Here is a 24,001-nt window from a genome sequence, read left to right on the forward strand (position 1 = left end):
ATTTCAGGACGGGACACATAAATGAAAAAAGCCCCGCTGACGTGCAGCGGGGCTTTCAAATCGAACTCGATAGCTTGTCAGTGTGCTTTCTAGTAGCAGACTACTGAAACTGTACTTAAGCGATCTTAGTCATCTCGTTAAGTGTAAATGACGTAACACTACCTTCGGTTGCTGCCATGTATTCAGCAAGGTGAGTATTACCCATGTGTGTTTGCCAAAGTTCACGTGATGTCCAGTTTTCGTAGAAAGTGAAATGTGCTGGGTTTTCATTGTCTTGGTGAAGGTCGTAGTTGATGCAGCCTTCTTCAGCGCGAGTAATATCAATCAGTTTTAGCAGCTCTGCTTTAACCAATTCAATTTTGTCTTCGTTAGCGACGATGTTTGCGACGATAGTTAGTTGAGTCATGTTCGTACCTATATTATTTTTCACCGAAATGGTGATTTGTCTGTGTTTACAGCGCCACTCTTTGTTTATTGAGCTGCAGTCTGTGTCGATGGATAAATAATAGTAGGAATATTTGTAACGATAAACAGTGCTACATTTGAATTATTGTCAAAAAATAATTGATAATAACTTGGGTATTATGTGCTATTGGGCGTAGGTTAGGAGTGTTTAGAAGCCGCCCGCCCACGCATCAAAATCGTCAATGTTGTCGAGCTCTTTTTTAGTTCTTGGGGCTGGGTAATAAGGCAGAGCCAATCTTTGAGCGGAAGGTTGCAGTTCCCAATCGGGTGTAATCTTGAGTCGGGTTAATTCATCGTTGAGGCGCACAAACATATAGTAGCCGTCGGCATGGGTATTGGCGTAACTCGCGATAGTTGCGATATCACCAGAAGGTAACTTTACGTCTCGACCGAGTGGATAGAGTTGGTGCAATGCGAAACTCACTTTGGGATCTTCAAGTTTGCCTTGCTTAAAGCGTTCTAATCCGATGGCGGTTGAAGTGGTGCGCGGCTTCCACCCTGTGAGGAACAATCCACTCAAGTTATCTTGGAACGGCTTACCCTTCCGATTGCCTTCATTGGTAATGAATTGAACCGTCAGCGTGTCTCCCGATTCTTGCAGAATTTCTAAAAACTGTTCACCAGTGCGATCGACCAAAAGCTTCATAAGACATAAATACCATTAAGAATGAAATACGATAAAGGGTACTACTTTAGGGGAGGTTTTAGTAGGGGCTATAAAGGTTATGCAGCGTGAACAATGTTTTCGGTGTTGATCCTTTCATGCCCTTAGAGCAACAACAGCTTTAACGCTTACGTAAGTAATGCGTTTGCACTATTTCATCAAGGTATGTCGTGACGCCTTTCAATGTAAAATCGACAGGGGAAACTAAGTCACCAAATAACGGAGATCCACCACCAAGTAAGACTGGAATGGTCGAGATGATCAGCTCATCAATCAAGTCTTCTTTCATGAAGTTTTGAATGGTGATGCCGCCATCGATGTACAAGTTCTTTAGGCCTTTGTTATTCAAATCCGCGACAATCTGTTTAAGATCGCCCTTCATCAAAAATACTTTACCTTCAAGATCTTGAGGTACTTCATTCAAAGTGTTGCTCAGTACATAGACTGGCTTGCTGTAAGGCCAATCAATGCCAAAGCTCAACACCATGTCCATTGTATTACGCCCCATAACCAGTGCATCGATACGATCGGTGTGGGCGTTGTAGCCCATGTCTTCACCGTCTGGATTTGGAATCGCTTGCAGCCAATCTAAGCCACCTTGTTTGTCTGCAATGTAACCGTCAAGGCTGGTTGCTATGAATACAATATTTGACATTTTTAACTCCGATAGCGATGAGAAACTTGGCATCTACACGGTAATAAATTAAAATATTCTACAGTGTAGAAATAAAGTTTAAGAGGTGACGGTATGACTGTCAAGGATCAGAAACGAGGTCGACCAAAGAGTGGATCAAGCCAACTCAGCGCGGATAGAATTCTCACCATTGCTAAAAGCATGATGCGAGAGAGTGGCAAAGTGCCAAGTATTCGAGGGTTGGCGACAGAACTCGGGGTAGATGCGATGGCCATATACCATTACTTCAAAAACAAAAACGATCTGCTTGAGGCAATCACAGTTTCTTTGATTGAAGAAGTGGCACAGCCAGAGCTGAATCAAGACTGGCAAGATAACCTATATCGGCTCAGTGTGAGTTACTTGTCGATGCTCAACGAATATAGAGGCTTGTTAGAAACCTTATTGACCATGAAATCTCTCGGGCCGATGGAGGTATTTAGTGAACGTTTTGAAGCGGTGTTGAGCCCGTTAGCGTTAACGGAAGAGCAAACCAAAAATGCGTTGGACTTGCTGGTGGATTATTTACACGGCTACGCTTTGGCGTTGAACTGTAACCCAGACCGAACAGAGCTCACCATTGAAATGGTCGAAAAGCCGCTGAGTTTATACTGTTTGGCGCTCACTCAACTTAAGTGATCTGTAGGCCAATTTACCGACCTTTAAATTTATACTGGATAATTACCTATAAATTTCAGGCTTTAGCAGTAATAATCAATGAATAGATCGGAATAGCTTGTTCATTGAAAAGCTTTACGGAAAGTTTCTAAAGACGCCATCGTGAAAAGGAAGTCAGATACATGCCTGTGCTCCAACGCATCAGTTTAACGTTAATCTTAATCGCCGTTTTAGGTGGGTGTTCTTCACTTCCTGAAGGCATCGATCATCCAACAGAACCGCCAACCTCTCCTGCACCTAGTTCTTTATCGGTTCTAACCAATGAATTTCAGCCTGAAGCTTTAGAGCAAGGCACCACTGCGGTTCGTCTGCAAGAGTCGGGTTGGGATGCTTTAGCACAGCGATTAGCGCTGGTTGAAAGTGCCGAGCACACCATCGACATTCAATACTACATCTGGAACTCTGACGAATCGGGCAGCTATCTCGCGAGCCGTTTATTAGTCGCGGCTGAGCGTGGTGTGAAGGTTCGCGTAATGCTGGATGATATCAACCTTAACGAACGTGAAGGTTTGCTGTCGGCATTGGATGCGCACCCGAACGTCGAGATTCGTATCTTCAACCCAACACCAACACGCCGCGGCTTCAGTAAATGGCTGAGCTTTGTCGGTGATTTTTCTCGCTTAAATCGCCGCATGCACAATAAGTCGTTTACCGTCGATGGCACCTTGTCTGTGGTGGGTGGGCGTAATATTGGTGATGAATATTTCGACCTTTCTGATGAAATCAATTTCCGAGACCGCGATGTATTAGTCATGGGCTCGGTAGTTAACACCATCCAAACCAGTTTTGTTGAATACTGGAACAGCCGTTGGTCTTACCCTGTCGATATGCTGGGTGATGACGAGCAACCTGATCTCTCGAAGATAGATAATATTGTCGTTCCGCATTATCAAAATTATCCTGAATTACCATTAGATCGTAAGGCTTCTGATAGCTTACTGAAAGAGGTGATTGGTGAGATGACTTGGGTGAATGCGCGCTTTGTTTACGATCAGCCCGTCCCTGAGGACTCAGATAATACCGATGAACCGAAAGCGACCGCGATTCTTCTAGGGAAGTTAGCGAGCGAATCGAAACAAGAGATCTTGTTGGAATCGGCTTACCTTGTATTCGATGATGGTCAGCTTGAAGAGTGGCAGGTATTGAACAACCAGGGGGTTGAGATAAAAGCGCTAACGAACTCTATGGCGTCTAATGATCTTGTGACTAATCACTCTGCATACGCGGGTCGACGCTACGATATGTTGGAGCATGGCATCGACCTGTTTGAGCTAAAACCAGAATCCAAGCTTTGTGAAGTATCGACTCAAGACGTGTCGAAATGTGCGCCTGAAACGGCCTATGGCTTGCACGCTAAATCCGTGGTGTTTGACCGCAGTATCGCGAGTATTGGCTCATTCAACTTCAACTTACGTTCTACCTACCTAAACACGGAATCGGTTTTGATCATCGAGAATAAAGAGATTGCTGAAACGTTAGCAAAAACTATTGAGCAAGCAATGAGTGACGACAATAGCTGGCGTTTGGAACTGGAAGACGGTGATGTGTATTGGTATTCAGGCGATCAAAGCTGGGACAGCGAACCAGAAACGGGTAAGTGGGAACGAATGCAGTCAGGCTTCCTACAGTTGTTACCGATTGAGAAATATCTGTAATCTAGCCGCCTCTGGATAAATAAAAATGTCAGCGTATATTACGCTGACATTTTTGTTTGTGCTGCTGTTTGCTGTGGTTTGTTGCAAGCTCTTAACGGCTTAACGCTTGGTCAGCTGCTTGCTGTTTAAGTAAGGCAGGATATGCGGGCGAGATTCGCCAGACAGCTTTTGAGTGATCTGCTGTGACCAACTGCTCTGCTTTTGGTTGCTTGAACGGCTTGCGTAGTAGCTTTGCATTGAATCATCGTAGCTGGCAATTTCATCTAGGCTCAGCGGTTGGTATTGGTTTTCGTGCATCACCACATGAGCTGGAAGGCGAGGCTTCACCTCTGGTTGCTGTGCCGGATGACCTAAGCACATTCCGAACAACACTGCGGTATGTAGTGGTAGTTCTAACAGTTCATCGACTTGTTGTGCGCTGTTACGCAGCCCGCCAATGTACACGCCACCTAAACCTAGAGACTCAGCTGCCAGCATGCAGTTTTGCGCCATGATGCCAGAATCTACCGCGCCAATCAGGGTCAGTTCAGTAAAGTCGGTTTTCACTTCAGGGTTGATTTGAGCGTGGCGTTGATAGTCGATACAGAACACTAAAAACTCAGCCGCATTCTCAACGTAAGCTTGATTGCCTGCGTATTCGGCTAACAGTTTACGCTTCTCTGTGTCTGTCACTCTCACGATAGAAACAGCCTGCAGTAAGCTTGATGACGAAGCCGCGAGACCAGCCTGAATAATCGCATCAAGTTGTGCTTTTTCAATCGGTTGATTTGTATATTGACGAATGGAGCGGTGCCCCAGAATAGTTTCAATCGTGCTGTTCATAACTCTCAGACAGTCCTTGTGGTTATGGCGTAAAGAATCACAATAACGACAATTATCGTGAGCGTAAAGGGTGTTTGAACCTTCCTGATTAGCGAACTCCAGTCGCAACAGATTAGTTCTTTAAGATTCTATTTATAATCGATTAATGCCAGCTGTTATGCCGCTGGCATTTTATTATTGAGCAAAAGTTGCTTCGAAATAGGCACTAAATGCTCAGAACTGTCGGATAAAATAGGGCATACTGGACTCAATATATAAACCTAAGAAAGTAAGCTCGCGCATGAATCCAATCTGCCTCAACGACCCTTTTTCTCTTCCTAATGGCCAAGTAATCAAAAATCGCCTGTTCAAATCGGCAATGAGTGAACAGCTAGGTGATAAACATCATAACCCTAAGCAAGGTTTAGTCACGCTTTACCAGCGTTGGGCTCAAGGAGGAATTGGCCTATCCATGACGGGCAACGTTATGGTCGATAGAGGTGCGCTTGGTGAACCTAAAAACGTTGTGTTGGATGAGCAAAGTGACTTAAGCGTATTTCGTGAGTGGGCGAAGGCTGGAACACAAAATGGTTCGCAGATATGGATGCAATTGAACCACCCAGGAAAGCAAATCCCTAAATTCTTATGTGATAGCCCGGTTGCTCCTTCGGCTATTTCTTTAGAGCGCGGATTAGAAAAAGGCTTCAATACGCCACGAGCTCTGACTGAGACGGAAATAATCGCAATTATTGATAAATTCGCGTTGAGTGCAAAGCTTTCAAAACAAGCGGGTTTTACTGGTGTGCAGATCCACGGTGCTCATGGTTATCTCGTGAGTCAGTTTTTGTCTTCGAGACACAATCAACGCCAAGACAAATGGGGTGGCTCACTCGAAAACAGACTTCGTTTCGTGCTTGAGGTTTATCGCGCGATTCGAAAAGAGGTCGGTGAAGATTTCCCTGTCGGAATTAAGCTCAATAGCGCTGACTTCATGAAAGGTGGCTTCACTGAAGAAGAGTCGATGCAGGTTGTGCAAACACTGAGTGATAACGGTATCGACCTGATTGAGATCTCCGGCGGCACTTATGAAAGTCCATCAATGATGGGTTCAAAGAACAAGACTGAATCAATCAAGGCCAGCACGGTAAAGCGTGAAGCGTATTTTATGGATTACATGGTGAAGGCGAGAAAGCTTGTGAGCACTCCGCTGGTGGTCACGGGTGGTTTTCGAACCGCGCAAGCAATGAATGAAGCATTAAACACCTCGGCGACCGATTTTATTGGTATTGCGCGCACAATGGCGGTTGATCCAGATTTCCCTAACAAGTTAATTGAAAACCCTAGCCACGGTATGCCGCTAACGGTGCCAACCACAGGAAAGCCCGCTTTAGACAGGATGGCGATGGTCGGGCTGGTTTGGTATGAACATCAAATGTGGCGCATCGCCTCTGGCAAGAATGCCGACCCTAAACTAAGCGCATTAGGTGTGGTGTTAAAAACAATTTTCAGCGCTGGCTGGCACGCCTTCAAAAAGCGCAGAGCGTAAGCAGTCATGGATTGTTAAATCAGAACTTTAAGGAATTGAAGTTCTGCTTTTTTCTATGATGATTTATTGTTTAGTTTGTCTAGAGAGTAAGAAAGAGTTAAAGATCGTTAAGCGAATCAATCGTCAAATGAGCCATAATGAGAGAGATATTCGCTAAGTTAGCTTTTATCGCCAGACGGCTAAATATCTCCCTGACCAAACTTTAATGACAGGTAACTATGAAACAATTGGATCTCAATTTAATCCGCGTTTTTCTGGTTTTGCTAGAAACCCAAAATACTCGCATTGCTGGCAATAAATTGGCGTTGAGTCAGCCCGCAGTGAGTAAAGCACTAGGGCGATTGAGAGAATACTTTGATGACGAATTGTTTACTCGTGTCCATTCCGGTTTGAAGCCAACTCCACGTGCGTTAGAGCTTGGTGAACGACTGCCAATGATCATGGAAAGCTTAGACGACGTGATTCTTGAAACCCCAAGCTTTGACCCTGCCGAGTATCAAGGCAACATCACGATTGCGATTAACGGTTTTATCTCGAACTGGCTCGGGGCGCGTTTATGCCTCGGTCTCATTCAAGAAGCGCCGAATGCTCAAGTCAATATTGTTAATTGGGGCTCTCAAACGCTGAAAAAATTGTTGGATGGCGAGATACAAGCAGCTATCAACTTTTCTCCAATCGACACGAATAAGCAGTTTACCCATCAGATTATCGGTGAGGATGACTTTGTAGGGTTGGTTAAAACCGGCCACCTATTAGCTGGTAAAGTGATTTCACAGCAAGAGATCGATGAAGCGGAATACGCGAGTTTGGTGATACCGGGGTGGAATGATATTCAGCCTTATATCGCCAAGCATTTGTCGACAGAGCAGCTTAAAGTGAAAGCAAGAAGCTCGTATTTGCACACGCTATTAGAGGTCATTAAACAAAGTGACATGATTCTACCGTGTTCCAAGCAGCTTGCTCTTTATCTTAATGAAGAGTTCGATTATCTCTCTTTTCCTGATTATGCGCCGGAAGAGCTCAAAAAAATCGTGTTGGTGGAATCTCATAACAAGAGAATGCACCCGATGAATCAATGGCTTAAGCGCAAAATTATCACTACCTCCCAAGCCATCATAAAAGAAAAGCAATAAGCCTCTCAAATGAGAGGCTAGGTTATTGTTAGCAGCTGTTATTGCCAGTTAATTAACACTAATCACTCGCAACTCAGTCGTTATTCCCCGCTACTTAGCCGTGACCTGTGGGAAGTTGTGCATCTCACCGGATGCTACCGCTTCATCGCTAGGACGGTATGCACGAACTGCGAAGTTCCAGCCATCATCGTTTACTTCAATTACGTTATTTGCAGCGTCACAGGTTTGCCCTTTTGGCGCAAAGTGAATCGTGTAAGAACCGTCTTTATTGGGTGTTGATGTCGTTGAATCAGCGCTGTTGTTGTTCGTCATTAACCAACCTTGGCTTGAATAGGCCGTAATTGACCAATAACCGCCTTCGTCATAACGTAATGAGGGTGCTTCAAACGTGATGTTTGCACATTCTGTTTTACCTGTGCCCGCTCGTGATGTATACACAGCATGCTCTGCCGGCATACCAGCCCAACCTACCGCAGTACCAATCATAAACTGCTTGTTATCTGATGTTGCTGTGATGTTTGGTGTGAAGGCTTCTTCTGTCTTGATGTCATTAACTAGCTTCTCCCATTTTGCTCGGACGTTATCTCGAGAAGCATCATCCCAATCTGAAGCAGGTTCAAAAGGCTTAGCTGATTTCGCATTAATGACCGCCGCATCTTGCAGTCGATGCGCTTCATCTGCGCCAGCACTTGTTGCAGTTCGCATCAGTATGTAGATGTAGTCTGAACCTGCGATTTCTGAGTCGATGTAAATTTCTTCGCCACCATAAATGGCCATGTGGTTATCATGATTGTTATTGAAGATATGCATGATCTGGTACGCATCGCCTTTCGCCAGCTTGAATGTTGCGCCTTCTGAGACATCGACAACCGCGGTTGAATAGAGCAGGTCGGTGTTAGAGCGGATAATCATTTGGTTCTCTACCGTTACGTTCTCGCGATTATGCTCAAAAACATTAACCGGTTGATGCTCTAACTGTTGAGTGAAGTAAAGGTCGCTTTCTGCACGAGCGAAGTTTTCGTCGGTTACTTCAACTGCTGCCATTGTTTGCATTGATGTGATGGTAATCAGTGTTGCTAAAATGGTCTTTTTCATATCGTTTACCTTGAGGTCGTCATTAGGAGATGACACTAATGTATCGGTTTGGCGGTGATTCTAAAAATGAATTGATGTTATTTAGATAATAACTAAAAGGAATTGAAAGGCCGGTTTTTGTGAAGCTTAGAGAGAGTTGTGACTGTTTTTTGTTCGTTTGGTGAAAGTTTTTTGCACGAAGACAGGTCGTTAGTTAATGAAGCGATGCTTTGTTCATTAACTAAGGCTTTATCGGCAGGTAAGGCTTTAGTTAATGACTGAGGTATCCGCGCTTTTAAGCACTATGCTTTAGTCATGACTAAAAGAGAATTAATTATGAAATGGCTTATCTTATCTGTAACGCTATTGTTCGTGGCAGGATGCCAATCGACAGGCTCTGACACGTCTTCACATGATCAAATGAATCGAGTTCATTCTGGTGGGTGTAGCAGCTAATCCTTTTTTGAAAATACTTTTTAGCTGCTGTTATTATCATTTCTGTCACTGTTCTTATAAAGAACTCACCTCTACAAAGCCTTGCGATTACGTGAGGCTTTCTTCTATGTAAAACAACGCATCCCTACCGATTTATGTTGTAAATTTGTGAATCTGAACTGTCTATATTCTAGGCTGTGTACTGGATCTCATTTGTTATTTGAGTCCCTTGCTAAGGTAAATAATGAATGTGTACTACCAATCACTTTACTCAACTTAAGAGGTTTCTATGCTAGGTGAAAATCACTCTCTTGTTCACGAATTTCCTGAAATGAAAGACAAAATTGCTGAGCTTGCTAAAACTGACGATGGCTTTGCAGCAGATATGAAGACATACGACAACCTTGATAAAGAGATTCGTAAACTAGAGCTGAAAGATTCACCCATTGATGACGGCTCGATGCACCAATTGAAACATGATCGTTCTGAGCTTAAAGATTCACTGCATGCTCGTTTAACGGGCTAGTGAGTTGGTAATTTTTCTGACTAGTTAAATGGCGAATTACAGACTTAGATAAAAACTCCTTCGGGAGTTTTTTTTCGTTTTGGTTCAATCACTTCTTCACAATTCAACTGAGTTAATACGTTGTATTGTTATGTGAATGACGCATAATGAGGGTTATTGGTACACGATTTTTAAGATTTTATTGGTAATCTCATGAATATTGAACACCTCAAATTGTTTGTTCGTTTAGCTTCCACACATAACATCAGCATGGCTGGGCAAGAGCTTGGTTTGTCTCCTGCTGTTGCAAGCTCGCACATCAGTAAACTGGAAGACAATTTAGGCGTTCGCTTGGTCCACAGAACCACTCGTAAGGTCTCTTTAACCGAAGAGGGGGAAGCATTCTTACCTCATGCTGAAGAAGTGTTATCGAGCGTGGATGCTGCCAAATCGGCGGTCGGTGTGGGTTGTGATTCTCCAACCGGAACGCTGCGAGTTACCGCATCTGCGTCTTTTGGGCGTTTGCATCTTGTTCCTGCTTTACCTGGATTCTTAGAGCGCTACTCTGGGTTAAAAGTCGATCTCAGGCTATCAGATTCGATGGTGGATGTTGTTGAGGGTGGCTTTGATATCGCGATTCGTATCTCGGAGCTGAAAGACTCGACACTGATTGCCCGAAAACTTGCGACAGACAAGCGTATTGTGTGTGCATCGCCTGATTACTTAATCAAATATGGTAAGCCAGCCACACCTCGAGATCTTAATGATCATCAGTGTATTAGCTTAATTGGTTTAGAAAACTGGACCTTCAATACTGAAAGCGGGCCTAAGACGATTAAGGCATCTGGGTCGTTCAGGGCAGATAACGGAGAAGCACTGCGTGACGCAGCCTCAGGTGGTTTGGGTATCACGGTGACATCGAATTGGTGTGCCTATGAACAACTGAAAAGCGGTCAGCTGGTTCAAATATTAGAAGATTACCCATTAACCTCAGAGCCTGCAATTTGGGCTGTGTACCCAAGCACAAGGTTACTTGCACCAAAGGTGAGAGCCTTCATTGACTACTTCTCTGAATACTATGGCAACCCGCCGTATTGGGAACAAACGTAGAGACAAACGTTGTACGAAAAAGCCCTGCGTGTCTAAGTTAATTTATTAGAAACGCAGGGCTTTTTATTGAGATTTGCAAATTAACTCAGTACGAGTCGTCGCAATTAAGAAAGTGTTGCTTTGATGATCTCTTCAATTTTAGCGACAACTTGCTGCGATTTATCGCCGTAAATCGCATCTGGGTGCGGGTTCGCAAACGTGTTGTTGTCGTTATCAAAGTATTGACCGCCCGCTTGTGCGAACTCATCAGACAATGATGCGCGAACTAGAATATCAGAACCAATGCTTAGGTCGCCGCCTGCAATACCGTAAGCGTCTTTCACCATCTTGCTGCCTAGTAACGAAGCTGGGTTAACCGCAACCACCATTGGCCCCGTAGAGCCTAACTCTTTTGCCATCTCGCGAGTCCACATAGTGATCGCAAGCTTGCTTTGTGCGTAAGCGTCGCCATCAGAAAGCGGTTTTTTACCTTCTAGCGCTTCGATGTTCACTGCTGCTTGCGCCGCTGAAGACAGGTTCACCACTCGGCTAGATGCATCGAGGGCAGGTAGCAGACGTTTAGTCAGATGGTATGGTGAAATAGTATTCACAACAAAACGAACATCTAAACCGTCCTTAGTGATCGGGTTCGGAGTGTTGAACACACCTGCGTTGTTAATCAGAACATCAATCTTATCGTGCTCAGCAATTATTTCGTCAGCCAACGCATCCACATCAGCCAGAACAGACAAGTCTGCCACGTAACTTTGAATTTTAGCTTCTGCAGAGATAGCCACAAGTTGCTGCTCTACGTCTTTGAGCTTGCTTGGGTTACGTCCATGCAATAAAACGTGGTGACCTTGTTGAACAAGTACTTTTGCCGTTTCGAAGCCGATACCATCGGTAGAGCCTGTGAGCAGAATAACTTTTTGCATGGAATAGATTCCTTATTAAAGCGCTGACATGGTGAGCGTTTTTAAATGTGTTGTTTCGTTGAGGTAAAGAATAGCAACCTTTTATGAAGTTGATAATCAACCGGATTAATAAAACACTATTTAGTTTTTGTTGAAAATGGGGGGAGTGAACAAAGCCTCAGTCCGTGCGAAGGAGACGATCAATCGAGAGATTTATCTGATCGAGTTCTTAGGCCGGAATAGCAGGCAATAAAAAAGCTTAGCGCGGGGGACGCTAAGCTTCGTTGTTAAGTATGTTCTTGAACCATGCTTAGGCTGGTGGGGTTAGCCTACTTGAGAAAAGCTCACTACCTTGCTTTGTAGCTTCTCTTTCAGGTAATCCGTTACTGCTTGCTGCTCTGATTCACTCATGTACAGGCCAAGTTTGGTTCTGCGCCACAAGATATCTTCGTCAGTCATCGCCATCTCTTCATTGATCAAGTAATCGATTTCAACTTGATAAACGCCATGCGCTTCGCTTGAGAATTGAATGCCAAGGTCAGCTTCGCTATTTGCGGCTTCCAGTAGCTTCCACGTGTAAGTACCAAATTGAGTCACGTAGCGAAGTAACAACGCTTCAGATGCCCAAGGGTATTTAGTGTGGATCATCTTCGCAAGCTGCTCTCTGCTGCAACTAAAGTTACCACCTGGAAGCGTGTCGTTAGCTGTCCAAGGTGCTCCCATGTTGGTTAGGTGTGGCTCAAGCTTCTTAAGTGCTGCTTCGCCGAGTTTACGGTAAGTGGTTAGTTTGCCACCGAAGATCGAAAGCAGTGGTGCTTGATCTAGCTCTGCGTCCAATTCCAACGTGTAGTCACGAGTGATCGCTTGTGGTGAATCCGATTCGTCGTCACAAAGCGGTCTTACGCCACTGTATGTCCAAACCACATCTTCACGGCCAAGCTGTTTAACAAAGTGTTGGTTAACAATATCAATCAAGTAATCCACTTCGACATCATCAATTGCGACGTTACGTGGGTCGCCTTTGTATTCAAGGTCGGTAGTGCCGATGATCGAGAACTTATCTAGGTAAGGGATCATGAACACAATACGATTGTCTTTGTTTTGCAGGATGTACGCTTGTGGTTCGTCGTGAATACGTGGCACAACAATGTGAGAGCCTTTGATCAGACGAATATTACGAGGCGAAGCTTGCTCTAATCCATCATCAAAGAACTGCTTAACCCAAGGGCCAGCTGCGTTGACCAGTGCTTTCGCTTTACGTTCAAAACGCTGGTTTGTCATCACATCAAGGATCGTCACATGCCAGATGCCGCCTTCACGGTGCGCTTTTTCAACTCGGCAGTAGTTACGAACTTCTGCGTTGTTTTCTTTTGCTGCTAATACGTTGAGCAACACCATACGCGCATCATCAACCCAGCAATCTGAGTATTCGAAGCCTGTCTTCATTTCTGGTTTCAGTAGGCCTGATTTCGCTAAGTTGACGGTCTTACTTCCAGGAAGAGTGGTGCGCTTACCCAAGTTATCGTAAAGGAATAGGCCACAGCGAATCATCCAAGCCGGGCGTAAAAATGGTCGATGTGGTAAACGGAAACGCATTGGTTGAGCAACATGAGGTGCTTTTCTTAACAAGACTTCACGTTCCGCGAGTGCTTCCGAAACCAAACGAAACTCGTAATGTTCAAGGTAGCGTAGGCCACCGTGGATAAGCTTTGAGCTGGCAGAAGACGTTGCAGATGCGAAATCATTTGCTTCGTATAAGCCAACGTTTAGACCACGACCTGATGCGTCTGCCGCGATGCCTGCACCGTTGATGCCGCCGCCAATCACGATCAAGTCTAAAGTGGAAGGTGTACTGTTGTTTGAATTATTTTGTTGAGCACTCATGGTTTTGACCTCTTTCTGAGCGAACGAGCATTTTAGAACATAATTGAATCCTATATGAACTTTCGTTTGCGGTCATTTATTATTTTCGTTTATGCGCGTTTTATGTGATTTGGGCATAAAAAAACCTCTGCTTATGAAGGCAGAGGTTCAAATAAGTCTAATTCGAGCATAGAAGCGACAGTGACAGCGAGCAAGTTTTACTTTATTAACTTTTCTATAAAGAATCGTGAATCATTTAAGAAAGTGGCGTCACTGAGCTCTTATGTTTAGTTATTCGCTCATAGGACGAGCGGTATCGATCACTTCTAATGGTATTGCGGAATCTTTAAGGATGTTGAGAATCTCTTCTGGTGGCTGCTTATTAGTAAACACCATGTGGGCTTGAGAGATATTACCGAGCTTAACCATCGCGTTACGGCCAAACTTAGTGTGGTCGACGGCTAAGAAGATGCTGCGACTGTTTTCGATGATGGCTTGTTTCACTCGAACTTCGTGGTAGTCAAAATCGAGTAACGAGCCGTCAAAGTCGATGCCACTGATGCCCAAGATACCGAAATCGAGGCGGAACTGCTTCACGAAATCGAGTGTCGCTTCACCGACGATGCCACCATCGCGGTTACGTACTTCACCGCCCGCCAAGATAACCTTGATCTCAGGGTTCGGTAGAAGGATGCTGGCAACGTTAATGTTGTTGGTCACAACTCGTAGCTGTTTGTGGTTTTTGTTGAGTGCGCGAGCAACCGATTCAGGTGTGGTGCCGATATCAACGAACAAGGTTGCGCCATCTGGGATATGTTTAACCAGCTCGTCGGCGATCACGTCTTTTTCGTTGAAGTTAAGCGCTTTACGCGTGTTATAAGAGGTGTTTTCTGAGCTTAAAGGAATGGTTGCACCACCGTGATAGCGACGGATTTTGTTGCTATCGGCAAGTTCATTGAGGTCTCGTCTGATGGTTTGTGGGCTAACATCGAACTTTTCAACGAGCTCATCGGTACTCACATATCCTTGTGTTTTTACCAGATCTACAATCTGCTGGTGTCTTGGTATCTGCTTCACTTAACTTACCACTCCCTGCGCGCAAAGGGCTCTAGCGCGTCAAAATCGAAAATATAAACTCACACTATTGTGCTCGAATTGATGAAAAGAGAGAAGTAATGATGGTAAGGAATCATGTCTAAACCGCAAAAACGCTGCTCAAAACATGGAATTTGAGCCTGAAACGCAAAAAAGAGCACAAAATAGTGCTCTTTTTAGTTTCGTTTGCTGAGGTTCGAACAATCGAATCGATTAATAAGGGAATATTCGTGCTCCTCTGTTAACTCACGCTTAGATTACTCTTCGTCGTCATCGTGCAGTTCAGACCAAACCTGTGCACACTTGATAGCACGCTTCCAACCTTTGTAACGGCGGTTACGCTTCTCTTCGTCGTGGTGTGGCATGAAGGTACGGTTAAGAACGGCTTTGTCTTGAAGCTCGTCAATGCTGTCCCAGAAACCAACCGCTAGGCCAGCAAGGTAAGCGGCACCAAGAGCCGTTACTTCTGTTACTTCCGGGCGGTGAACTTCAGTATCCAGCACGTCTGATTGGAATTGCATTAGGAAGTTGTTCGCTACTGCGCCGCCATCAACACGTAGTTTCGCTAGCTTGATGCCTGAATCCGCTTGCATCGCGTCTAGTACGTCACGCGTTTGGTAAGCAATGCCTTCCAGCGTTGCACGGATGATGTGGTTAGAGTTAACACCACGAGTTAGGCCGACAATCGTACCGCGAGCATAAGCATCCCAGTAGGGTGCGCCTAGGCCAGTAAATGCAGGAACCACGTAAACGCCGTTTGAAGAGTCTACTTTGGTTGCGAAGTACTCAGAGTCTTCTGCACCAGCCAGTAGCTTCATTTCATCACGTAGCCATTGGATAGATGCGCCACCCATGAATACCGCACCTTCAAGCGCGTATGCAGGCTCGCCTTTAGGGCCACATGCTAGCGTTGTTAGTAGACCATTCTTCGATGTTACTTTCTCTTGGCCTGTGTTCATTAGAAGGAAACAACCCGTGCCGTAAGTATTCTTAGCTTGGCCTGCTTCTACACACATTTGACCGTAAAGTGCAGCTTGTTGGTCACCCGCAATACCCGCGATTGGGATACGCGTACCGCCTTTACCACCAAGGTTCGTTTGACCGTATACCTCTGAAGAGCGTTTTACTTCTGGCATCATGACTGCTGGAATGCCCATTTCATCAAGTAGCTTCTGATCCCAGCATAGGTCATTGATGTTGAACAACATAGTACGTGACGCGTTGGTATAATCCGTAACGTGAACACGTCCTTGAGTCATCTTCCAAACTAACCACGTATCAACTGTACCGAACAGTAGTTTGCCAGCTTCTGCGTCTTCGCGAGCGCCTTCAACGTTGTCTAGAATCCATTTTACTTTGGTACCTGAGAAATACGGGTCAAGGACTAAGCCTGTATTGTCACGTACGTAGTCTTCTAGGCCACGTGCTTTAAGGTCTTCACAGATGTCTGCTGTACGGCGACACTGCCATACGATGGCGTTATAAACCGGCTTACCCGTTTCTTTGTTCCAAACAATGGTGGTTTCACGTTGGTTAGTGATACCGATACCCGCTAGCTCGTCGCTGCGAATGCCTGCTTTAGCAAGTGCTTCAACCAATGTAGAGCTTTGAGTTGCCCAGATTTCCATTGGGTCATGCTCAACCCAACCGGCTTTAGGATAAATCTGAGTAAATTCGCGTTGAGAAGAGCTTACGATGTTTGCATCGTGGTCGAGGATTACAGCGCGAGAGCTTGTGGTGCCTTGGTCTAGGGCAACAATGTATTTTTGCTCGGTCATGGTAAGAATCCTTTTTCTTTTGTTATTTATATTTTAGTAAATGTAGGGGCGCTTAGTGATTAAGCTTGAGCTTGTTCAGCTTCTTCTTCTGTTTCACATTGGTTTGGAATTGTGCAGCCTTGGCCTTCTATTGGTAGGTAAGCACCGATAACGCGTGGGTACAACCAACCACCAAAACACGCACCCGCAATTGGAGCAAGAATTGGAACGATGAAGTAAGGAATATCACGAGCACCGCTTAGTGCGAAATCCCAACCTGCAAAGTAAGCAAAAAGTTTTGGCCCGAAGTCACGAGCAGGGTTCATTGCAAAGCCAGTCAGTGGACCTAAAGAACCACCAATTACTGCGATAAGAATACCGATCAGTAGAGGATTCATTGCGCCGCGAGATGCGCCGTTGTTTTCATCACCTAACGCTAAGATAGCGAACATCAAAACAGCAGTAATCACAAATTCCACAGCAAAAGCGCCAAAGAAAGAAAGTGAAGCATGTGGGTATGTTGAGAAAATACCTGCTGTTGATAGTGCGTCTTGGCTGCTACGAACGAAGTTATGTGCGATTTCGTAATCAGTAAATAGGTTGCTGTACAGGCTGTAAACCAGCGCAGCAGAGCAGAATGCGCCAAGCAGTTGCGAAATGATGTAAGGCACCACTTTCGCTTTATCAAAGCCATGGAACATGGCCAGTGCGATGGTTACCGCCGGGTTAATGTGTGCGCCAGAAACGCCAGCAGTACAGTAAATTGCAATCGCAACACCGAAGCCCCAGATGATGCTGATTTCCCATTGTCCGAATGTCGCACCGGTTAATACCAGAGCGGCCACACAGCCAACGCCAAAGAATATGAGTAATCCTGTACCGATAAATTCAGCCAAGCATTGCCCAAATAAAGAAGGGTGTTTGTTTGTTGTCATGTTCGAGTCCTTTTTAGTTTTGCTTATCTAGCACGTGTATTGTGCATATATTTGCGAACTCGAAAATAAACGAACATCAAAAGTGAGCGTTTGAGCATAAAATTGTTAATTAAAGTCACTTGAAATGTTAATCCGAACACTTTTGCTCGGAAAAGATGCTCGCATGAACGTCATTGCTCGAATTGATAGGTTGCGAAGCCGCTCAAACTACCTATATGTAAATTAATGCGCAACTGGTACGAGGAGTTTGTGTTCGGATTTGTGATGCTACTTCGTGAGTGGCGGATTATTAGACTTAATTAGGGAGGGCTGTGTGATGTTTTTGCTATGTAACAAGGGCGTTAACAAATGAGCTTATATGCATAAATGAATAAACTGCCAACTATGTTGTAGTTTGGCAGTTTTCATTTGGGTGTATGTTCTTGTTATACGAGATGAACTTACCGCTCTAAACCAGAGCTGCCACTTTTCCTTTCGAAACCAATTGAGCTCGGATTGAGTCATACGCCCAGTTGAATGCTATCGCGTAAAGTACGAAGAAAATAACTAGGCCGATGTCCATGATCAGTACGGTTAGGAAGTCGAGTTGTAGAACCCACATCAAGACAGGCAAAGTCACTGTCATCAAGCCAAGTTCAAAACCTAATCCGTGCAGAATACGTGTTTTCTTAGTTCTTTTGCTTCGGTCTGCTCCGTAAATTTTGTCGTAGCCATAGTTGTAAACGTAGTTCCACGCCATCGCTATCAATGATATTGCGAGCGCTAAGCCTGTCATTTCACCTGCGCCGTTTCCTGTAATATAGGTTGCAAGCCCTGCCATCAAAATCAAAGCAACCAATTCAAATAGCACCATGTGCAACATGCGTTCTTTATGTGACATTTTTCTAACTCTCTTTACGATTAAATAGCCGTCGATGGGCTAATGACTTGGCTAGATAATATCTACTTAAGTGATAATATAAAGATAGTTAGTATCACATATTATGATAGTAAGTTTTGGGAGAAACCGAATGTACAACGTTGAACAACTGAAAATGTTTGTGTATGCCGTTGAATTAGGGTCATTTTCTGCCAGTGCTCGTCATTTGGGTAAGGTGCAGTCAGCGGTAAGCCAAGGCATCAGTAATCTTGAAATCGATTTTAATGTTGAGCTTTTTGATCGTTCGACTCGAAAGCCTTCACTAACCAAAGCTGGCGAGCAGTTATTTAAACAGGTGAAAGCGATCGTGCTTCAGGTTGAAGATCTGAATGTGACGGTTAGTGCGATGGGTAGCGGTGAAGAGGGGCTAATCAAAATTGCATTAGATGATTCATTATTGGTCCCGAACCTATCTAAGATCCTTAGTCAGTTCAGTCAACAATTCCCTGCTACTGAAGTTGAACTGTTTGCGTGTACCACAACAGAGGTCAATCCGTTGATTATCGAAGAGAGGGCCGACATTGGATTAATGTTTACCAACTTGGCTTTTGATGTCGGTTCTGAGCCTTGCTTTATCGGCCACTTACCGTTTATCGCTGTGTGTCATCCAAGTCATTCGCTCGCAAAATCAGGTGTGGCGAAACTCTCTGATTTACTCCCGCATCGTCAATTAATGTTGAGGGGAGACAAAGGCAAGGTGATGGACCAGTTTCCGCTGATTGCCGGAAAGGTATGGTGGTCAAACAGCTTTATTGTGATCAAAGAGATGGTACTTGGCAGTGATATTGGCTGGGCATACTTACCTAGGCACCTCGTCGAAGAGGAGCTGAATAAGCAGCGTTTAGTGGAGATTAATGTCTCATTCGATCACAAAACGTGGTCGCCGCCCGTTGATCTTGTTTTGTCTAAAACACGCTCGAAAGGCCCAGCATTGCTTTGGCTTGAACAAGCATTGAAAGGCCTATTAGACGAAACGTAAGCTGGACGAGACATAAATTGGATCAAACTGAATAAAGAAAAGGCTCACCGTTTAACGTGTGAGCCTTTCTGTTCAAAGTGATACTGCTTTTGTTAGTTCTAGTTCTAGTTCTAGTTCTAGGTGTAGACGTAGATGCTATACGCTAGGTTTAACCGTCTGACCGTTGTAGTACTTGTCTTTCATCTTAAGCGCCACGTTCACTAGATAAATCAACACAGGTACTTCAATCAGTGGACCGATAACACCGGCAAACGCTTGGTCTGAGTTGATACCGAATACTGAGATAGCAACAGCAATCGCTAGCTCGAAGTTGTTACCTGTCGCTGTGAATGCAATTGATGCGTTCTTGTCGTATTCAATACCCATCTTCTTACCAATGAAGAAGCTGATGAAGAACATTGCTGTGAAGTAGATAGTCAGTGGAACAGCAATCAACAATACGTCCATTGGCAGTTCAACAATCATCTCGCCTTTTAGGCTGAACATTAGAACGATAGTTGCCAGTAGTGCAATCAGTGTGATTGGTGAGATGCGTGGAATGAACACATCGTTGTACCACTGCTCGCCTTTCATCGACACAAGGATCTTACGGCTTAGGAAGCCTGCTAGGAATGGGATACCTAGGTAGACAAGAACACTGTGTGCAATATCGATCATCGAGATATCAACCATCATGCCTTCGTAACCAAATACTGGTGGAAGAACGCTGATGAATAGCCACGCCATAAAGCTGTAGCTCACCACTTGGAATGCACTGTTTAGAGCAACCAATGCCGCGCCGTACTCTTTGTTGCCGCCGCCGATGTCGTTCCAAACCAGAACCATTGCCACACAACGAGCAAGACCAATCAGAATCACGCCGACCATGTAACCTGGGTGGTCACCCAAGAAAGTCAGTGCCAATACAAACATCAGAATCGGACCAACAAGCCAGTTCATGATCAAAGATAGTTTGATGGCTTTCTTATCTTTTACCACGGTGCCTAATAGGTTGTAGTTAACCTTAGCCAAAGGTGGGTACATCATTAAGATAAGGCCAATCGCAAGCGGAATGTTGGTGGTACCAACAGACATTGATTCGTTCCACTGTTCGATTTGTGGGAACAAGGTGCCAAGCAGTACACCAATGCCCATGGCGATGAAGATCCACAGCGTTAAGTAACGATCGAGAAAACCTAATTTTGGTTTCATTATATTGTCTCTTTGGTTGTTATCGTTAATCGTCGAAAAACGATATTTAAAGGCAAAAAATACGCTTAGTTTATTGTGTTCGACAAACTAAGCGTGGTTAATCTATTTTAAAATGGTGTCGATAAGCGATTCAAATTGCTGAATATTATCTCGGTTAATGCGATAGCACATCTTCGGTGGTATCGATTCAGCAGTGATGAAGCCTGAGGTTTTCAAGATTCTTAGGTGCTCTGATACTGTTGATTGAGCCAAACCTAATTCGCTAACCAAGTCACTGTTCAAACAGCCGCCCGATTTTTCTAGCGTTGAAAGGATACTCAATATACGAACTCTTGCCGGGTGAGCGAGCGCTTTGGCCAGAGCTGCCATTTGCGTTTCAGCTTCGGTATCACCATGTCCGATTGGTAGAGCACAGCCACCAGTTGTAGGGCAAATTTCGTTCATATTGATGTTTCGCTTTCCATAATCGTTAAAAGACGATTAATGGTAGGCCTATTTCTTTTATTGGTCAATGCGAAATTTATAAGTCGGCTTAAATTGGCATCTCAGAACAATGGTTTTAGTTAAGCTTGATATTCGATTTTTATCTGTTTTTACCTTCTTATTGCGCATAAACAAGATCTTAGATTTAAACAGAGAAATCGACCGAAAAGCATTGCATTCACTGGCTACTCTAGCGATATAATTGAACGCAGAACCGTTACACAAGATAACGAAAAATCATAATTTGCACTTTATTCTTTACTCATAGGTAAGCCCTGAAATGCCACAACAGAACATCAAATTTATCGCTGCTGATATGGACGGCACTCTTCTTAATGAACACGGAAAGTTAGACCCAGAATTCTTCAATCTTTATGAGCGACTAGAAGCTCAAGACATCATTTTTGCTGCGGCATCGGGTCGTCAGTATTACAGCCTGATGGAAACCTTTGCTCCGCTAAAAGATCGCATGATGTTCGTTGCTGAAAACGGCACATTAGTGATGCACAAAGGGCAAGAGCTCTACAGCTGCTTACTTGATACTGATGCCATCAAAGACATCATCAAAGAAGCGCGTGCGATTGAAGGTGCACACGTTGTACTTTGTGGTAAAAAGTCTGCATACATTGAAACCAAAGATGAGCGTGCTTTAGCGGAGATCTCTAAGTACTACCATCGCCGAGAGCAAGTAGAAGACTTACTGGCGGTAGAAGACGATTTCATCAAGGTGGCTATCTGTCACTTCGACGGTTCACAAGAGAAAGTGAACCCAACTATTGATGCCAAATTCGGTGAGAACTACCAAGTGGTTGTCAGTGCAAAAATTTGGTTGGATGTGATGAACGCTGAAGCGTCAAAAGGTGCGGCGATTAAACATCTACAGAACACATTAGGTTTCACTTACGAGCAGACCATGAGCTTTGGTGACTACCTCAATGATTTGGAAATGCTAAAAGAGAGCTACCACTCTTACGCGATGGAAAACGCACATCCAAAGTTAAAAGAGATCGCACGTTTTGCTGCGCCAAGTAACGTTGACGCGGGTGTGTTCCAAGTACTTGAGAAGTTGCTAGCGTAACGCTCTTAAGCTCGACCCGATTTTTGTCAAAGCCAACTCGTGAACATGAGTTGGCTTTTTTGTTCGTTAATGTTGAATTTAGTTAAATTTGAACGATTGTTCAGGTTGTTGTAGTCTGAAGATAAATTGGATGCCTGCTTTTACTGCAGACATGCCTTATCAATGAGCATTTGGAATGACGATGAGCAAGAAACTTCAACTTGATATTATTTCTGACGTAATGTGCCCATGGTGCGTGGTCGGCTACAAAAACTTAGAGCAAGCAGTTTCAGAACTTGGCTTAGCAGAGCAAATTGAACTTGAATGGCAGCCGTTTGAGCTTAACCCTGATATGCCGCAAGAAGGTGAAAACCTGCGTGACCATATCATGAGAAAATACGGCTCTAGCGCGGAAGAGAGCCAACGTTCCCGTGAGCAACTGGCTGCTCGTGGCAAAGCGGTAGGGTTCGATTTCAATTTCTATGACAGCATGAGAATGGTGAATTCACGTCACCTGCATGTGCTGCTCGATTTCGCGTTGGCGCATGGCAAACAGACTGAGTTAAAGCTACGCTTCTTTACTGCTCATTTTTCAGAGCAGAAAAATCTTGCTGATCTTGAGGTTATCGCGCAAGAACTTGAAGCAGTTGGCTTAGACTCAACGAAGGCACTGAAGCGCCTAAAGAACATCGATAACTTGAAGCAAATTGAAGCGCAAGAGTTTGAATGGCAACGCATGGGAATCTCAGCGGTTCCTACCGTGGTATTCAACCGCAAGAGTGCGGTCACTGGTGCGCAGACGGTCGAAACGTACAAGCAAATTCTTCAAGAACTTATTGCTGAATCATAAGCCGATTATTGGTATCAATTAGAGTCTGAATTACATGGAATCATTGTCACTCGCTCAAGCGCAAAAAATTGTACTGCTTTCGCAAAAATTGCCACCTAAAAAGCAACGAAATGGAGGAACTTTGGCGAACACGCTGTCTGCGATTGAAAACCTTGGGTATGTTCAAATTGATACCATCTCTGTGATTCAGCGAGCTCACCACCATACGCTGTGGAATCGTAATCAAGACTACAAGCTTGATCATCTCGACAAGCTGCTAGAGCGTCGAGAAGTGTTTGAGTATTGGTCGCACGCTGCTGCTTATCTGCCTATGCGCGACTACCGCTTCAGCCTGCATCGAAAGAACGGGTTTGCGACCGGTAAGCTTAAGCATTGGTATAAAAAGGATGATGCACTGATGGCGCATGTTCTCAAACGCATTGAGAGCGAAGGGCCATTAATGGCGAAAGACTTTGAAGGGGATAGACCAAACCCCGGCGGATGGGGCGGTAAACCTGCCAAACAGGCACTAGAGACTTTGTTTATGCAAGGTGACTTAATGATGCCGAGCCGAGTGAACTTCCATAAGGTGTATGACCTAACCGAACGAGTTTTGCCGAGTGCTATTGATACCTCAGAACCAACGGAACAAGAGTACATCGAGCATCTAATTACGCGTTATTTAGAAGCTAATGGTGTGGGAATAGCGTCGGAAATGAGCTATCTACTCAAGAACACAAAACCTCTGATTCAGACAACACTCCAGCAGATGCTTGAAGATAAACAAGTCGTGAAGGTGGATGTTCAAGGTGCTGATTATTATGTGTTGCCTAATGCGTTTGAACTGCTGAATCAGCCTCTATCTCGAACTAAGTTAAAGATACTGTCTCCGTTCGATAATCTGTTGATTCAACGTAAGCGAATGCAATCACTGTTCAATTTTGATTACCTTCTTGAGTGCTATGTTCCAGAAGCCAAGCGTCAGTTTGGTTATTTTAGCTTACCGATTCTCTGGCAAGGTGAGCTGGTGGCACGAATGGATTGCAAGGTCGACAGGAAGAGTGGTTTGCTCAATATCCGTAACTTGGTTGTGGAAGAGCGAATTAAAAACCATGAGTCTTTGGTTCATGCTTTATGCGATGAACTAAAACACTTCATGGTGTTCAACCAATGTGATGAGATGATCGTCCATAACACCACACCCTCTGATCTTGGTAAGCGCTTGATGAGCCATTGGCAAACAGTCTAGCGGTTTTGTTGT

The 24,001-nt window shown here is 44.5% G+C and carries 23 protein-coding genes; 10 read left to right on the plus strand and 13 right to left on the minus strand.

What is annotated here, in order from left to right; genetic code table 11:
* Window positions 1-115 precede the first annotated feature (115 nt).
* The 3 genes from AB4232_RS00980 to AB4232_RS00990 all read right to left on the minus strand — a co-directional run bounded on the left by AB4232_RS00980 (window position 116) and on the right by AB4232_RS00990 (window position 1,817).
* On the minus strand, window positions 116-406 hold the full coding sequence (locus AB4232_RS00980; protein ID WP_017062386.1) for a putative quinol monooxygenase: 291 nt from the start codon (window positions 404-406) through the stop codon (window positions 116-118).
* A gap of 207 nt (window positions 407-613) precedes the next feature.
* Complete coding sequence (locus AB4232_RS00985) at window positions 614-1,111, minus strand: hypothetical protein (protein ID WP_372085702.1); 498 nt, start codon at window positions 1,109-1,111, stop codon at window positions 614-616.
* A 139-nt stretch (window positions 1,112-1,250) separates the two neighbouring features.
* Complete coding sequence (locus tag AB4232_RS00990; RefSeq protein ID WP_372085705.1) at window positions 1,251-1,817, minus strand: dihydrofolate reductase family protein; 567 nt, start codon at window positions 1,815-1,817, stop codon at window positions 1,251-1,253.
* Window positions 1,818-1,877: 60 nt separating this feature from the next.
* On the opposite strand from AB4232_RS00990, the gene AB4232_RS00995 reads away from it, so the two are divergent.
* Both AB4232_RS00995 and AB4232_RS01000 read left to right on the plus strand, forming a co-directional pair.
* Window positions 1,878-2,441, plus strand: coding sequence for a TetR/AcrR family transcriptional regulator (locus AB4232_RS00995; RefSeq protein WP_372085707.1), 564 nt, complete (start codon window positions 1,878-1,880; stop codon window positions 2,439-2,441).
* A 161-nt stretch (window positions 2,442-2,602) separates the two neighbouring features.
* On the plus strand, window positions 2,603-4,135 hold the full coding sequence (locus tag AB4232_RS01000) for a phospholipase D family protein (RefSeq protein ID WP_372085709.1): 1,533 nt from the start codon (window positions 2,603-2,605) through the stop codon (window positions 4,133-4,135).
* A 99-nt stretch (window positions 4,136-4,234) separates the two neighbouring features.
* Here AB4232_RS01000 and nfsA read toward each other — a convergent pair whose 3' ends face one another.
* On the minus strand, window positions 4,235-4,957 hold the full coding sequence (nfsA, locus tag AB4232_RS01005) for an oxygen-insensitive NADPH nitroreductase (RefSeq protein ID WP_372085711.1): 723 nt from the start codon (window positions 4,955-4,957) through the stop codon (window positions 4,235-4,237).
* A 280-nt stretch (window positions 4,958-5,237) separates the two neighbouring features.
* Here nfsA and AB4232_RS01010 point away from each other — a divergent pair, with 280 nt between their 5' ends.
* Both AB4232_RS01010 and AB4232_RS01015 read left to right on the plus strand, forming a co-directional pair.
* Complete coding sequence (locus AB4232_RS01010; protein ID WP_372085713.1) at window positions 5,238-6,482, plus strand: NADH:flavin oxidoreductase/NADH oxidase family protein; 1,245 nt, start codon at window positions 5,238-5,240, stop codon at window positions 6,480-6,482.
* A gap of 218 nt (window positions 6,483-6,700) precedes the next feature.
* A complete protein-coding gene (locus AB4232_RS01015; protein ID WP_372085715.1) occupies window positions 6,701-7,615 on the plus strand; it encodes a LysR family transcriptional regulator in 915 nt (304 codons plus the stop codon).
* Between the two features lie 90 nt (window positions 7,616-7,705).
* Here the strand turns inward: AB4232_RS01015 and AB4232_RS01020 are convergent, their stop codons facing one another.
* The gene (locus tag AB4232_RS01020; protein WP_017092726.1) at window positions 7,706-8,746 is read right to left on the minus strand and encodes a DUF1214 domain-containing protein; all 1,041 of its coding nucleotides are present in this window, start codon (window positions 8,744-8,746) and stop codon (window positions 7,706-7,708) included.
* A 667-nt stretch (window positions 8,747-9,413) separates the two neighbouring features.
* Between AB4232_RS01020 and AB4232_RS01025 the strand changes: the two genes are divergently transcribed.
* Both AB4232_RS01025 and AB4232_RS01030 read left to right on the plus strand, forming a co-directional pair.
* Window positions 9,414-9,650 carry a YdcH family protein gene (locus AB4232_RS01025; protein WP_004732244.1) on the plus strand — a complete coding sequence of 79 codons (237 nt, stop codon included), beginning with the start codon at window positions 9,414-9,416 and terminating at the stop codon, window positions 9,648-9,650.
* 192 nt (window positions 9,651-9,842) lie between these two features.
* Complete coding sequence (locus AB4232_RS01030) at window positions 9,843-10,739, plus strand: LysR family transcriptional regulator (protein ID WP_372085717.1); 897 nt, start codon at window positions 9,843-9,845, stop codon at window positions 10,737-10,739.
* 104 nt (window positions 10,740-10,843) lie between these two features.
* Here AB4232_RS01030 and AB4232_RS01035 read toward each other — a convergent pair whose 3' ends face one another.
* The 6 genes from AB4232_RS01035 to AB4232_RS01060 form a co-directional block, all read right to left on the minus strand.
* Window positions 10,844-11,653: an SDR family NAD(P)-dependent oxidoreductase gene (locus AB4232_RS01035; protein ID WP_102453889.1), complete on the minus strand. Its 810-nt coding sequence runs from the start codon at window positions 11,651-11,653 to the stop codon at window positions 10,844-10,846.
* Between the two features lie 303 nt (window positions 11,654-11,956).
* On the minus strand, window positions 11,957-13,516 hold the full coding sequence (glpD, locus tag AB4232_RS01040; protein WP_135383581.1) for a glycerol-3-phosphate dehydrogenase: 1,560 nt from the start codon (window positions 13,514-13,516) through the stop codon (window positions 11,957-11,959).
* Window positions 13,517-13,786: 270 nt separating this feature from the next.
* Window positions 13,787-14,572 (minus strand): DeoR/GlpR family transcriptional regulator, encoded by a 786-nt coding sequence (locus AB4232_RS01045; RefSeq protein WP_017100307.1) that lies wholly within the window; start codon window positions 14,570-14,572, stop codon window positions 13,787-13,789.
* Between the two features lie 275 nt (window positions 14,573-14,847).
* Window positions 14,848-16,368, minus strand: coding sequence for a glycerol kinase GlpK (gene glpK, locus AB4232_RS01050; protein WP_017108454.1), 1,521 nt, complete (start codon window positions 16,366-16,368; stop codon window positions 14,848-14,850).
* Window positions 16,369-16,427: 59 nt separating this feature from the next.
* Entirely contained in the window at window positions 16,428-17,282 is an 855-nt protein-coding gene (locus AB4232_RS01055; RefSeq protein ID WP_102431546.1) for an MIP/aquaporin family protein, read from the minus strand.
* Window positions 17,283-17,730: 448 nt separating this feature from the next.
* Window positions 17,731-18,162, minus strand: a complete 432-nt coding sequence (locus AB4232_RS01060) for a PACE efflux transporter (RefSeq protein WP_372085720.1) — start codon at window positions 18,160-18,162, stop codon at window positions 17,731-17,733.
* Window positions 18,163-18,292: 130 nt separating this feature from the next.
* Here AB4232_RS01060 and AB4232_RS01065 point away from each other — a divergent pair, with 130 nt between their 5' ends.
* Window positions 18,293-19,180, plus strand: coding sequence for a LysR family transcriptional regulator (locus tag AB4232_RS01065; protein WP_372085722.1), 888 nt, complete (start codon window positions 18,293-18,295; stop codon window positions 19,178-19,180).
* Between the two features lie 135 nt (window positions 19,181-19,315).
* On the opposite strand, the gene arsB is transcribed toward AB4232_RS01065, so the two are convergent.
* Complete coding sequence (gene arsB, locus AB4232_RS01070; RefSeq protein ID WP_108195414.1) at window positions 19,316-20,371, minus strand: ACR3 family arsenite efflux transporter; 1,056 nt, start codon at window positions 20,369-20,371, stop codon at window positions 19,316-19,318.
* Window positions 20,372-20,473: 102 nt separating this feature from the next.
* Window positions 20,474-20,815 (minus strand): ArsR/SmtB family transcription factor, encoded by a 342-nt coding sequence (locus AB4232_RS01075; RefSeq protein ID WP_372085725.1) that lies wholly within the window; start codon window positions 20,813-20,815, stop codon window positions 20,474-20,476.
* Window positions 20,816-21,134: 319 nt separating this feature from the next.
* Here AB4232_RS01075 and AB4232_RS01080 point away from each other — a divergent pair, with 319 nt between their 5' ends.
* The 3 genes from AB4232_RS01080 (at window position 21,135) to AB4232_RS01090 (ending at window position 23,989) form a co-directional block, all read left to right on the plus strand.
* Window positions 21,135-21,932 (plus strand): Cof-type HAD-IIB family hydrolase, encoded by a 798-nt coding sequence (locus AB4232_RS01080; RefSeq protein ID WP_102258288.1) that lies wholly within the window; start codon window positions 21,135-21,137, stop codon window positions 21,930-21,932.
* A 181-nt stretch (window positions 21,933-22,113) separates the two neighbouring features.
* Window positions 22,114-22,761: a DsbA family oxidoreductase gene (locus tag AB4232_RS01085; RefSeq protein ID WP_372085728.1), complete on the plus strand. Its 648-nt coding sequence runs from the start codon at window positions 22,114-22,116 to the stop codon at window positions 22,759-22,761.
* A 34-nt stretch (window positions 22,762-22,795) separates the two neighbouring features.
* Window positions 22,796-23,989, plus strand: a complete 1,194-nt coding sequence (locus tag AB4232_RS01090; protein WP_372085730.1) for a winged helix-turn-helix domain-containing protein — start codon at window positions 22,796-22,798, stop codon at window positions 23,987-23,989.
* The last annotated feature ends 12 nt before the right edge of the window (window positions 23,990-24,001 follow it).

The sequence above is a fragment of the Vibrio sp. 10N.286.46.A8 genome (assembly GCF_041470165.1).
GTDB lineage: Bacteria > Pseudomonadota > Gammaproteobacteria > Enterobacterales > Vibrionaceae > Vibrio > Vibrio tasmaniensis_A.

Coding starts and splice junctions, on each gene's coding strand:
- AB4232_RS00995 (WP_372085707.1), top strand. CDS start 1,878: ATGACTGTCAAGGATCAGAAACGAGGTCGACCAAAGAGTGGATCAAGC.
- AB4232_RS00980 (WP_017062386.1), bottom strand. CDS start 406: ATGACTCAACTAACTATCGTCGCAAACATCGTCGCTAACGAAGACAAA.
- AB4232_RS00990 (WP_372085705.1), bottom strand. CDS start 1,817: ATGCCAAGTTTCTCATCGCTATCGGAGTTAAAAATGTCAAATATTGTA.
- AB4232_RS00985 (WP_372085702.1), bottom strand. CDS start 1,111: ATGAAGCTTTTGGTCGATCGCACTGGTGAACAGTTTTTAGAAATTCTG.
- AB4232_RS01055 (WP_102431546.1), bottom strand. CDS start 17,282: ATGACAACAAACAAACACCCTTCTTTATTTGGGCAATGCTTGGCTGAA.
- arsB (WP_108195414.1), bottom strand. CDS start 20,371: ATGAAACCAAAATTAGGTTTTCTCGATCGTTACTTAACGCTGTGGATC.
- AB4232_RS01065 (WP_372085722.1), top strand. CDS start 18,293: ATGTACAACGTTGAACAACTGAAAATGTTTGTGTATGCCGTTGAATTA.
- glpK (WP_017108454.1), bottom strand. CDS start 16,368: ATGACCGAGCAAAAATACATTGTTGCCCTAGACCAAGGCACCACAAGC.
- AB4232_RS01085 (WP_372085728.1), top strand. CDS start 22,114: ATGAGCAAGAAACTTCAACTTGATATTATTTCTGACGTAATGTGCCCA.
- AB4232_RS01000 (WP_372085709.1), top strand. CDS start 2,603: ATGCCTGTGCTCCAACGCATCAGTTTAACGTTAATCTTAATCGCCGTT.
- AB4232_RS01060 (WP_372085720.1), bottom strand. CDS start 18,162: ATGTCACATAAAGAACGCATGTTGCACATGGTGCTATTTGAATTGGTT.
- AB4232_RS01035 (WP_102453889.1), bottom strand. CDS start 11,653: ATGCAAAAAGTTATTCTGCTCACAGGCTCTACCGATGGTATCGGCTTC.
- glpD (WP_135383581.1), bottom strand. CDS start 13,516: ATGAGTGCTCAACAAAATAATTCAAACAACAGTACACCTTCCACTTTA.
- AB4232_RS01010 (WP_372085713.1), top strand. CDS start 5,238: ATGAATCCAATCTGCCTCAACGACCCTTTTTCTCTTCCTAATGGCCAA.
- AB4232_RS01090 (WP_372085730.1), top strand. CDS start 22,796: ATGGAATCATTGTCACTCGCTCAAGCGCAAAAAATTGTACTGCTTTCG.
- AB4232_RS01080 (WP_102258288.1), top strand. CDS start 21,135: ATGCCACAACAGAACATCAAATTTATCGCTGCTGATATGGACGGCACT.
- AB4232_RS01015 (WP_372085715.1), top strand. CDS start 6,701: ATGAAACAATTGGATCTCAATTTAATCCGCGTTTTTCTGGTTTTGCTA.
- AB4232_RS01075 (WP_372085725.1), bottom strand. CDS start 20,815: ATGAACGAAATTTGCCCTACAACTGGTGGCTGTGCTCTACCAATCGGA.
- nfsA (WP_372085711.1), bottom strand. CDS start 4,957: ATGAACAGCACGATTGAAACTATTCTGGGGCACCGCTCCATTCGTCAA.
- AB4232_RS01025 (WP_004732244.1), top strand. CDS start 9,414: ATGCTAGGTGAAAATCACTCTCTTGTTCACGAATTTCCTGAAATGAAA.
- AB4232_RS01030 (WP_372085717.1), top strand. CDS start 9,843: ATGAATATTGAACACCTCAAATTGTTTGTTCGTTTAGCTTCCACACAT.